Annotated in this window: 11 protein-coding genes; 6 read left to right on the top strand and 5 right to left on the bottom strand. The window is 65.0% G+C overall.

Annotated elements, in window-relative coordinates:
- Positions 1-63: 63 nt before the first annotated feature.
- Positions 64-234, bottom strand: coding sequence for a hypothetical protein (locus WCJ41_RS11770; RefSeq protein ID WP_290542223.1), 171 nt, complete (start codon positions 232-234; stop codon positions 64-66).
- A gap of 377 nt (positions 235-611) precedes the next feature.
- Here WCJ41_RS11770 and WCJ41_RS11775 point away from each other — a divergent pair, with 377 nt between their 5' ends.
- Together WCJ41_RS11775 and rbsK are read left to right on the top strand one after the other, a co-directional pair.
- Positions 612-1,832, top strand: a complete 1,221-nt coding sequence (locus WCJ41_RS11775) for an argininosuccinate synthase (RefSeq protein ID WP_336906017.1) — start codon at positions 612-614, stop codon at positions 1,830-1,832.
- Between the two features lie 14 nt (positions 1,833-1,846).
- Entirely contained in the window at positions 1,847-2,761 is a 915-nt protein-coding gene (gene rbsK, locus WCJ41_RS11780; protein ID WP_336906018.1) for a ribokinase, read from the top strand.
- Here the strand turns inward: rbsK and WCJ41_RS11785 are convergent.
- From WCJ41_RS11785 to WCJ41_RS11795, 3 genes are all read right to left on the bottom strand, one after another.
- Positions 2,758-3,204 carry a hypothetical protein gene (locus WCJ41_RS11785; RefSeq protein WP_336906019.1) on the bottom strand — a complete coding sequence of 149 codons (447 nt, stop codon included), beginning with the start codon at positions 3,202-3,204 and terminating at the stop codon, positions 2,758-2,760. The genes rbsK and WCJ41_RS11785 overlap by 4 nt on opposite strands.
- 74 nt (positions 3,205-3,278) lie before the next feature.
- Positions 3,279-4,043, bottom strand: coding sequence for an SDR family oxidoreductase (locus WCJ41_RS11790; RefSeq protein ID WP_336906020.1), 765 nt, complete (start codon positions 4,041-4,043; stop codon positions 3,279-3,281).
- Between the two features lies 1 nt (position 4,044).
- Positions 4,045-4,872, bottom strand: a complete 828-nt coding sequence (locus WCJ41_RS11795) for a polyphosphate kinase 2 family protein (RefSeq protein WP_336906021.1) — start codon at positions 4,870-4,872, stop codon at positions 4,045-4,047.
- Between the two features lie 188 nt (positions 4,873-5,060).
- Between WCJ41_RS11795 and WCJ41_RS11800 the strand changes: the two genes are divergently transcribed.
- The 4 genes from WCJ41_RS11800 (at position 5,061) to WCJ41_RS11815 (ending at position 9,692) form a co-directional block, all read left to right on the top strand.
- Positions 5,061-5,762 (top strand): TIGR00730 family Rossman fold protein, encoded by a 702-nt coding sequence (locus tag WCJ41_RS11800; protein ID WP_336906027.1) that lies wholly within the window; start codon positions 5,061-5,063, stop codon positions 5,760-5,762.
- Entirely contained in the window at positions 5,759-7,426 is a 1,668-nt protein-coding gene (locus tag WCJ41_RS11805) for an MBL fold metallo-hydrolase (protein WP_336906022.1), read from the top strand. The genes WCJ41_RS11800 and WCJ41_RS11805 overlap by 4 nt, the downstream gene beginning before the upstream one ends.
- A 47-nt stretch (positions 7,427-7,473) precedes the next feature.
- Positions 7,474-8,310: a MurR/RpiR family transcriptional regulator gene (locus tag WCJ41_RS11810; RefSeq protein WP_336906023.1), complete on the top strand. Its 837-nt coding sequence runs from the start codon at positions 7,474-7,476 to the stop codon at positions 8,308-8,310.
- Positions 8,311-8,396: 86 nt separating this feature from the next.
- A complete protein-coding gene (locus WCJ41_RS11815; protein WP_336906024.1) occupies positions 8,397-9,692 on the top strand; it encodes a J domain-containing protein in 1,296 nt (431 codons plus the stop codon).
- Positions 9,693-9,782: 90 nt separating this feature from the next.
- On the opposite strand, the gene WCJ41_RS11820 is transcribed toward WCJ41_RS11815, so the two are convergent.
- On the bottom strand, positions 9,783-10,001 hold the full coding sequence (locus WCJ41_RS11820) for an alkylphosphonate utilization protein (RefSeq protein WP_336906028.1): 219 nt from the start codon (positions 9,999-10,001) through the stop codon (positions 9,783-9,785).
- Positions 10,002-10,070 lie beyond the last annotated feature (69 nt).

A 10,070-nucleotide genomic window follows, 5' to 3' on the forward strand; every position in this document is an offset into this window, starting at 1 on the left:
TCGGCCCAACAAAAAAGCCACACCCGGAGGGTGTGGCTTATCTACATCTAGTTAAATCGCAATTCAAGCGCGCATGGCATCCGCAATATCATCGACCATCTTCCTTGTGATCGCGGGATTCTCGAAAGCGGTGTTGCCGTACACAAAGCTACGACGCTGCTCTTCCTGCTGCGCTTCCGTCATTTTGACGGCCTTCGCCATCTCTATGAGTTTGGAAATGCTGAGTTTTGTCATCTGTCCTCCTCCGGCAATCGTCTCTTTTCTGATTTGTTGTCCTACCATCTATTAGGGGTGTCAACATTTAACAAGATGTTAACTTTTTCTCGTCGCTTGAGAAATTCGCATTCATCACCGAAAGTTCTACCTCATCAGTCACTTACACTGGTGCGGGCTTGGGCGCTGGTGTTCGCCAAAGAGCCCCTCTTTACGGGTTCTGTCTGCAAATCCAGTCCGCCAAGATTTGTCGCGGTGCCCCCATCCTCTGCGGCGTGTCTGCGTTGGGAGGGCAACATCGAAACCTCGAAAGGCACAGGCCCCACCCGCAGCCCCGGCAGTTGCGGCCCGAAGCCCCGGCGTGATAGGTGGCGGCCAGCAATTCCAACGGGTGGCCCATGTCCAAGCAGAAAGTGAAGAAAGTCGTCCTCGCCTATTCGGGCGGTCTCGACACCTCGATCATCCTCAAGTGGCTGCAGACGGAATATGGCGCGGAAGTCGTCACCTTCACGGCTGACTTAGGTCAGGGCGGCGAGCTGGAGCCCGCCCGCAAGAAGGCCGAGATGCTGGGCATCAAGGACATCTACATCGAAGACCTGCGCGAGGAATTCGTAAGGGACTTCGTCTTCCCGATGTTCCGCGCCAATGCCGTCTATGAAGGCGTCTATCTGCTCGGCACCTCGATTGCCCGCCCGCTCATCGCCAAGCGCCTGATCGAGATCGCCGCCGAGACGGGCGCTGACGCCATCGCCCACGGCGCCACCGGCAAGGGCAATGACCAGGTGCGCTTCGAGCTCACGGCTTACGCGCTGAACCCGGACATCAAGGTCATCGCCCCCTGGCGCGAGTGGGAGTTCAAGAGCCGCACCGACTTGATCGACTTCGCCGAAACCCACCAGATCCCCGTCGCCAAGGACAAGCGCGGCGATGCACCCTTCTCGGTCGACGCCAACCTCCTGCACTCATCCTCCGAGGGCAAGGTGCTGGAAGACCCGTGGGTGGAGGCGCCGCCCTACGTCTACCAGCGCACCATCGCGCCGGAAGATGCGCCCGATCACGCAACCTCGATCGAGATCGAATTCCTCAAGGGCGATCCCATTGCCATCGACGGCAAGAAGATGTCGCCCGCGACGATCCTCACCGAGCTTAACCGCTTGGGCCACGACAATGGCATCGGCCGCCTCGACCTCGTCGAAAACCGCTTCGTCGGCATGAAGTCGCGCGGCGTCTACGAGACGCCCGGCGGCACCATCCTGCTCACCGCGCACCGCGCCATCGAGTCGATCACGCTCGACCGTGAGGCCGCGCACCTCAAGGACAGCTTCATCCCGAAATATGCCGAGCTCATCTATTATGGCTTCTGGTTCTCGCCGGAGCGCGAGATGCTGCAGGCGGCCATCGACCGGAGCCAGGAGCATGTCGAGGGCACGGTGCGCCTCAAGCTCTACAAGGGCAACGTCATCGTCACCGGCCGCAAGAGCCCGAAGTCGCTTTACAGCGACGCCCTCGTCACCTTCGAGGATGACCGCGGCGCCTATGACCAGAAGGACGCCGCCGGCTTCATCCGCCTCAACGCGCTCCGCCTCCGCACGCTGGCGGCGCGCAAGCGCAACACATAAGACTGGAGGCCGTCATGACCATTGCCGTCGTCGGCAGCATCAACATGGACGTGACGGCCTACATGTACCGCCTGCCGAAGCCGGGCGAGACATTGCACGGCAAGGACTACATCGTGGGCCTCGGCGGCAAGGGCGCCAACCAGGCGGTGGCTGCGCGCAAGCTCGGCAGCGACGTGGCCTTCATCGGCCGCATGGGGGCCGATGACTTCGGCAAGGGTGCCGAACGTGCGCTCATCGCCTACGGCCTCGATCTCTCATTGATCCGCAAGGATCATGACGGCGCCACCGGCATCGCCATCATCAACGTGGGCGAGGGTGGTGAGAACTACATTTCCGTCATCGCCGGCAGCAATTTCCGTGTGGATTTGGCCGACGTCGAGAAGGGCCGCGCCGCGCTGGAGCAATCCCGCGTGCTGCTCCTTCAGCTTGAAGTGCCGCTTGAAGCCTCGCTCGCTGCAGCGGCCATCGTCCGCGCACGCGGTGGCACGGTCATTCTCGATCCGGCCCCGGCGAAGGACCTCGACCCGGCAGTTCTGAAGGCCGTGGACATCATCACGCCGAATGAATCCGAGGCAGGCCTGCTTCTCGGCTGGCAACCGCAGTCACCGGAAGAAGGTCTCAGGGCCGCGAAGGAACTCCGCGCGCGTGGTGTTGCCACGGCTGTGGTCAAGCTCGGCGGCAAGGGTCTCGCCGTGGCGGCAGACGGCATCGAGAAGATTCTTCCCGCCTTCAAGGTGACACCCATCGACACGGTGGCAGCGGGCGACAGCTTCAACGGCGGCCTCGCCCATGCGCTGGAGCAGGGGCAGGGCATCGAGATGGCGCTCCGCTACGCCGCCGCCTGCGGTGCATTGTCCACCACCAAGAAGGGCGCCGCCGAGGCTGCCCCCACCAGGGCCGAGGTCGAAGCCTTCCTGTCGCGGGCTTAATCCTCTTCCCGGTAGAGCTGCTGCGACAGCGCATAGAAGATCGACGTGCTCCACGCAAAGGCGAAGAGCCCCGTCACCGCCATGATCACTTCCAAAAGCTGCCACTTCTCCGGCAGCGTGTCATTGGCAAAGCCCACCGTCGTGTAGGTGCTGCCTGCCAGCAGCATGGCATGGTGCGGGTTCGTCATAATGCCCGGCCAATAGAGGAAGGCCGCCCAGATCAGAATCTGGGCAATATGCGACATCAGCAGGATCAGGATGGAGCTGAAAAACAGCAGGTGTGCCATGCCGCTCCGCTGCTGCACCGCCAGCGCCCGCAGCTTCGGCTTCAGCTTGCCCATCACCAGTGCCACCGTGCTGCCCTGCATGGCAACGCACAGCAGCAGCGCTGCGCAACCGACGAGCAGCGCGGGTGCATTCAGGACGTCGACTGGCTGATCCAAGATTCATGGCTCCGTGGAATGTTTTCTCGGCGGTTCTCGTCGGAAATCTGCCGTGTGTTGTCAAGCCTCGGCGTTTAGCCCTGCACCCGCATGGTCAGCGTGCCGTCCACAACGAGATTCGTGCCGGAGATGAAGCTCGCCCGCGGGCTCGCGAGGAAGACCACCGCATTGGCAACCTCCTCCGGCGCGCCCATGCGGCCCAGCGGATTGGCCGCGACATTGGCGGCAAAGCTCTTCGGGTCGTTCAGCCGCACGCGGTCCCAGAAGCCGCCGTCGAACAGCGTCGTTCCGGGGGAGACCACATTGGCGCGGATGCCCCTGGCCGCCACATGTCGGGCCAGTGACTTCACGTAGAAAAACAGCGCCGCCTTCATGGTGCCGTAGGACACCGAGTCATAGCCATAGTCCTCCGAGCCCGAGATCGACGAGATGGCGATGATCGAGCCCGCGCCGGAGCGTTCGAGCCACGGCAGGGCTGCCTCGCAGGCGTTGCGGGTATGTAACAAGTCCACGTCGAAGGCGGCGCGGAAGGCGTCCTCTCCTGCGCCATGGGCAAAGGCCGAGGCGTTGCACACCACGATGTCGAGGCCGCCCAGTGCAGAGGCGGCACTCTTCACGAAGTTCTCGAGCGCCAGGCGCTCGGCCACATCCGCGCTCGCGCCATAGGCGTTGATGCCCGTAGCCTTCAGTTCCGCCACGGTGGCTTCAACACCTGTCGCCTCGCGCGCGCAGATCGCCACATTACAGCCTTCGGCGGCAAGCCCGAAGGCGATGGCGCGGCCGATGCCCTTGCTGGCGCCGGTGATGAGTGCACGCTTGCCCTTCAGCTGCAGGTCCACTTCAAGCCACCTTCACCAGCTTGGGGTCCCAGCCCTTGGGCTCGGGGTATTGCGGATTCATGTCTTCCAGCGTCTCGCGCACGATGCGCGAGATGGCGGCATTCCTCGCCCAGTTGCGGTCGGCCGGGATCACGTACCACGGCGCAGAATGGGTGGAGCAGCGCGTGAGCGCCACCTCGTAGGCCTTCATGTAGTCGTTCCACAGCGCCCGGTCCTCGAGGTCGGACGGTTTGAACTTCCAGCGCTTCTCGGGGATCTCGATACGCTCTGTCAGGCGCTCCGCCTGTTCCTCCTTGGAAATGTTGAGCATGAACTTGAGGATCTTGGTGCCGCTTTCCGAGAGCATCTTTTCGAAGGCGTTGATCTCGTCATAGCGCTTCTCGATCACGTCAGCGGGCGCATAGCCCCTCACCTTCACCACCAGCACGTCCTCGTAGTGCGAGCGGTTGAAGATGCCGATGTAGCCCCTGGGCGGGCACACCTTGTGCACCCGCCAGAGATAGTCCTGGGCGAGCTCATCCGCGTTTGGCGCCTTGAAGGGGGCCACCTTCACGCCGATGGGGCCGCAATGGTTGAACACCGCACGCACCGTGCCGTCCTTGCCGGAGCAGTCGATGCCCTGGAGGATGACCAGCAACGACCGCTTGCCCTCGGCAAAAAGCTTGTCCTGCAATGCGTCGATGGCGGCAGCATCGCGCACCGTGTCCGCCTTGGTGGCCTCCTTGTCGGTGAAGCCGTCTGCGGCCCGCGGGTCGCAATCCGCCAGTTTGAACGGCTTACCGGGCTTCACCATGTAGCGCTCGCCAAAGGCCTTGGGTTTCTCTGCCATCGTTCCCTCCGTCACAAGGATGTCATCCTGTCACGGGGCTTGCGGAAAAGCCACCCTCCGGCGCCACTTGATGCAGACCGCCCGCTGCCCTATCCCTGTGGGAACGCTTCCGTTTCATCAGGAATTCCCGCGCCGTGACCGACTCGAACGAGGCCCAGAAGGCCGCCCCTGCCTACCGCCTTCCCGCCATGGACCAGGACTTCCTGCTGGGTGATACGACGCGGGGTCTCAGGTTCCAGCTCGAGTACCAGAAGGCCGAGGAACATCTGCGCAAGTGGGGCGTGGCCTCAACCGTCATCGTCTTCGGCTCGGCCCGGGTGAAGCCGGGCGAGGCCAACGGCTGGTATGACGCGGCGCGCGACTTCGCCCGCATCTGCTCGGAGGAGGGCGGTGCGAAGCTCGCGCACAATGGCCCGCGCCAGAACGTCATTGCCACCGGCGGCGGCCCCGGAATCATGGAGGCGGCCAACCGCGGCGCGCATGATGCGGGTGCGCCGTCCATCGGCTTCAACATCACGCTCCCCATGGAGCAGGAGCCCAATGCCTATTCGACGCCGGACCTCACCTTCCGCTTCCACTACTTCGCGATGCGCAAGATGCATTTCGCCATCCGTGCGGCGGCCCTCGTCGTGTTCCCCGGCGGCTTCGGCACAATGGACGAGCTGTTCGAGATCCTCACCCTGCGCCAGACGGGCAAGATGGATGACGCGTTGCCCGTCGTGCTCTATGACTCCACCTTCTGGAAGAGCCTCATCAACTTCCAGCATTTCGTCGACACCGGCATGGTGGCAAAGCGCGACCTCGATCTCTTCGGTTTCGCCGACACCCCGCGCCAGGCGTGGGAACAACTCGTCAAACGCGGCCTCAAGGCGCCGGGAGCGAAAGCATGATCCGTATCAAGTTCTATGGCGCAGCGCGCACCGTCACCGGCTCGTGCTACCTGATCGAGACCGACAAGGCGAAGCTCCTCATTGACTGCGGCATGTTCCAGGGCTCGAAGACCGAGCGCGAGCTGAACTACCGGGCCTTCCCTTTCGATCCCGCGGCACTCACCGCCGTGCTGCTCACCCATGCCCACATCGATCATGCGGGCCTGCTGCCGAAGCTGGTCAAGCACGGCTACAAGAACAAGATCCATTGCACCCAGGCCACCGTCGATCTTTGCGGCATCATGCTGCCGGATTCGGGCGGCATCCAGGAAATGGAAGTGAAGCAGCTCAACCAGCGCCGCGCCAAGCGCGGGATGGAGGAGGTGCAGCCGATCTATACCCAGGATGATGCGATGGCCGCGCTCGAGCATTTCGAGGGTCACCCATACGAGACATGGATCAGCCCCGCGCCGGGCATCCGCGCGCGTTTCTGGAATGCCGGTCACCTGCTCGGCTCGGCCTCGATCGAAGTGGAAGTGGATCAGGAGGGAAAGAAGCCGCTGCGCATCCTGTTCTCGGGCGATCTCGGCCCCGGCAACAAGATGCTGCAGCCTGACCCGACGGCGCCGACCGGTTTCGACTTCGTCGTCTGCGAGTCGACCTATGGCGGGCGCGACCGTTTCGAGCGCAGCGAAGAGGCCCGGCGAGTCATCCTTGCCGGCGAGGTGAACGAGGCCGCCAGGAAGAAGGGCGCGCTCCTCATCCCGTCGTTTGCGGTGGAGCGCACGCAGGAGCTCGTCACCGACCTCGTCAAGCTGATGGATGACGGGCAGATCCCCAAGGCCACCATCTTCATCGACAGTCCGCTTGCCTCCAGGGCCACCGCCATCTTCGTCAAGCATGCCGGAGAGATGCAGCATGCGGCCGACCTCAGGCGCGCCTTCACCTCTCCCTATGTGCGCGTCACCGAGAGCGTGGAGGATTCGAAGGCGCTGGCCCGCTTCTCCGGTTTCCGCATCATCGTCGCGGCCTCCGGTATGTGCGATGCGGGGCGCATCCGCCATCATCTGAAGAACCACCTCTGGCAGCCGTCGACGACGGTGCTTCTGGCGGGCTTCCAGGCCGAGGGTTCACTGGGCCGCATCCTGCAGGATGGCGCCAGGACCGTCACCATCATGGGCGAGGAAATCAGCGTCAAGGCGGCGATCCGCGAGATCGAGGATTATTCTGGCCATGCCGATGGCCCGGAGCTCGTGCAGTGGGTGAAGGAGCGCCTGCCCATCGGCCGCTCGATCTTCCTCACCCATGGCGAAGAGGAAGGCCAGCGCGCGCTGGCCGAAGACCTGCAGGACATCGGCATGGCCAGCGACTGCATCCTCATTCCGTCGCTCGATTCCGTTTATGACATGACGGGCGAGGCCTGCGCCTTCGTGGCGGAGGAGACCCACCCGCGCATCGACCCCACCATGGTCGCCCGCTTCGACAGCCACAACGACATGGCCGACCTGCTGCTCGACATCAAGGACACGGTCAGCAAGGCCGGCGACGAGAAATCCCGCGCCGTCATCCTGCGCCGCCTGCGGCGCGCGCTGTCAGGCGGCGATGCGCCGAACCCCGACGCCATGCGCCGCCGCCCCCCGGTTTCGGGCCCGTCACGCCGCAGCCGGGGCTGGGACGAGGGCTGAGCCAAAAACATTTGGAACGTTTCCACTTTCGTGAAATATTCGTTCCAATGACTGAAATCCTCTCGCCGCCGCGTGACTTCGCCGCCCTCAAGGCGCTCATTGCCGAGCGCGCCCAGGCTTTGCCGAAGCGCCTCACCCAGATCGCCGCCTTCGCGCTGGAGAACCCGGACGAGATCGCCTTTGGCACGGTGTCGTCGATCGCCGAGCAGGCAGCGGTGCAGCCCTCCGCACTTGTGCGCTTCGCCCAGGCGCTGGGCTACCAGGGCTTCTCCGACATGCAGGAGATCTTCCGCTCCCGCCTGCGCGACCGGATCCTGAATTATGACGAGCGCCTGCAGCAGCTGCGCCAGCATGCGCCTGACACCTCGAAGCCCAACCTCATCTTCCACGGCTTCTGCGAAGCCTCCGCCAAGTCCATCGCCGCCCTGCAGGACAAGCTCGACCCCGCCGCCCTCGACGCGGGGGTGGAGCAGCTGGCCAAGGCCGAAACCATCTACCTGATCGGCCTCCGGCGCTCCTTCCCGATTGCGTCCTACATGGCCTATGCGCTGGGCAAGCTGGGCGTGCGGGCGATCCTGGTTGATGCGGTGGGGGGCCTCGCGGCCGAGCAGATCAGCTTCGCTGGCCCGAAAGACGCCTTGCTGGCCATTTCCTTCACCCCTTACGCCTCGGACACCGTCAGCCTCACCCGGGCGGCGGCGGACAGGGGTGTGCCCGTGGTTGCCGTGACCGACAGCCCGTTTTCGCCGCTGGCCCAGCTCGCCGGGCAGTGGATCGAGATTTCGGAGGCCAATTTCGAGGGCTTCCGCTCCATGGCCGCCACACTGACGCTGGCCATGACGCTGACCGTGGCCATTGCCGAGCGCCGCGCGCTGGGGGCCTGACTGTTGCCTGACCCGGGGGGCCTGAATTCTGCCGCGAAGTTGGCGGATGAGGCGAGCCCAGCGGCAACCGGGGCACCTTCAGCGCGATGACCACCATTCCAGACCATTACGCAGCCCTGGGGATTGACCCCACGGCCGATCCGGAAGTGATCACCGCGGCCTATCGGGCGCTGGCCAAGAAGTTCCACCCCGACACCGGGGCCGCCGCCGGCACCGCCTCGGCGGAGCGCTTCGACCAGATCCAGAAGGCCTATGAGGTGCTCCGCACCGCTGAAAGCCGCCATGCCTATGACCTCGAACTGCTGGAAGCCACCGAGCGCGAGCTGGCGGAGCATATCGCCGCCAAGCGCCGCGTCGTGGTGCGCGAGCAGGCGCCAGAGCAGGCCGCCCCGCCGCCCGACCTGGGCGACATCCGCCCCGAGCCCGCCATGCCGCCCAAGGCGAAGCCCGCCGGCCGTGCAAGGCAGCCGCGCTCGCTCTTGCCCTTTGCCATTCCGCTGCTGCTGGTGATGCTGGTTGGCGGCGGTGCCGCCTGGACGCTGCTGCCCGCCGGCCCGGAAGCCCCGCCGCTCCCGGGCGCGATGAAAACCGCCAAGCAGGACGTCGTCGTGGCCGAACCCGCGCCAGCGGCACCTGCGCCCACCCCGCAGTCATCTGCCCCGGCCGAGGCGAAGGTCACGCCGCCTGCGCCCGCCCCGCAACCGGATGCAGCCTCTGCCGAACCGCCGGTCTTCGGCTCCACCGGTGCCGAGGAGAACCCGCCGCAGATCGAGGAGGCCGCCGCCACGCCGGAGCCCGTGCCGGTTCCTGCCGCGAGCACTGTTGCAAAATCCGGATCGCCGGTCTTCGGCTCTTCCAGCGACACGCAGCCTGCGGCGGTTGCGCCTGCAGCAGCTCAGCCACAGCAGGCCGCCCCTGCACCGCCGCTTCCCAAGAAGAAGCCCGCGCCACCCGCCAAGCCGGCGCAGAAAGCCGTGGCGCAGCCGAAGCCGAAGAAGCCTGTCCAGCAGCAGGCCCAGCTGCAGCCGCGCGCCCGCCTGCAGTATCAGGATCCGCCGCAATATTATCCGGAGCCCGATGGCTATCCGCCACCCGGCTATGAGCCGCCGGGCTCTGGTGACGAGCCCTATCCGGTTCCGCCCGGCTATGAACCCCCGCCTCCCGGCTTCCGCCCGCCCGGCAACGGCCCCTACAGGCTGGTGATCTGGGAGCGCCAGCCCGGCCGCCAGGCCACCGCCTGGAGTGCGGGCGTCGTCTTCAAGTCGATGGGCAAATGCACCAAGCAGGGCGTCAAGGCGGTGCTCCGCCGCACCGCCGACATGGACCCCTACGCCGACGATGTCCGCGTCTGGTACGAGTGCCAGCAGCTCACCCAGCGCTGAAGCGCGCGCCACCCGCGTCCTCTCCCGCTTCTCCAGCGGGAGAGGACGAGAAGGTCAAGCCCGCGCATGATGAGGGGGGAGCCCCGCCCCTCAGGCCTTCTGCAGAAACGCGGTCTTCAGCACCAGCCCCTTGATGGCCGAGGTCCGCCCCTCGATCTCGCCCGGGTTGCCGGTGAGGCGAATGTTCTTGATCAGCGTGCCCCGCTTCAGCGTCTCGCCCGCGCCCTTCACCTTCAGGTCCTTGATGACATGAACGCAATCGCCGTCCTTCAGGATGTTGCCGTTCGAGTCCTGCACGTCATCGCTCAAGTGAGCCTCCTGCCAGTGTGTGCCGCGCCGTCTAGCACGCCAGCCCACCGCCCGCACGCTCTCTCCGCC

Source organism: Aestuariivirga sp., from assembly GCF_037139295.1.
In the GTDB taxonomy this organism is placed as follows: Bacteria; Pseudomonadota; Alphaproteobacteria; order Rhizobiales; family Aestuariivirgaceae; genus Aestuariivirga.

Excerpts from the sequence above, each read along its gene's own strand:
- WCJ41_RS11770 (WP_290542223.1), bottom strand. The coding sequence starts at position 234 with ATGACAAAACTCAGCATTTCCAAACTCATAGAGATGGCGAAGGCCGTC.
- WCJ41_RS11775 (WP_336906017.1), top strand. The coding sequence starts at position 612 with ATGTCCAAGCAGAAAGTGAAGAAAGTCGTCCTCGCCTATTCGGGCGGT.
- rbsK (WP_336906018.1), top strand. The coding sequence starts at position 1,847 with ATGACCATTGCCGTCGTCGGCAGCATCAACATGGACGTGACGGCCTAC.
- WCJ41_RS11795 (WP_336906021.1), bottom strand. The coding sequence starts at position 4,872 with ATGGCAGAGAAACCCAAGGCCTTTGGCGAGCGCTACATGGTGAAGCCC.
- WCJ41_RS11800 (WP_336906027.1), top strand. The coding sequence starts at position 5,061 with ATGGACCAGGACTTCCTGCTGGGTGATACGACGCGGGGTCTCAGGTTC.
- WCJ41_RS11805 (WP_336906022.1), top strand. The coding sequence starts at position 5,759 with ATGATCCGTATCAAGTTCTATGGCGCAGCGCGCACCGTCACCGGCTCG.
- WCJ41_RS11810 (WP_336906023.1), top strand. The coding sequence starts at position 7,474 with ATGACTGAAATCCTCTCGCCGCCGCGTGACTTCGCCGCCCTCAAGGCG.
- WCJ41_RS11815 (WP_336906024.1), top strand. The coding sequence starts at position 8,397 with ATGACCACCATTCCAGACCATTACGCAGCCCTGGGGATTGACCCCACG.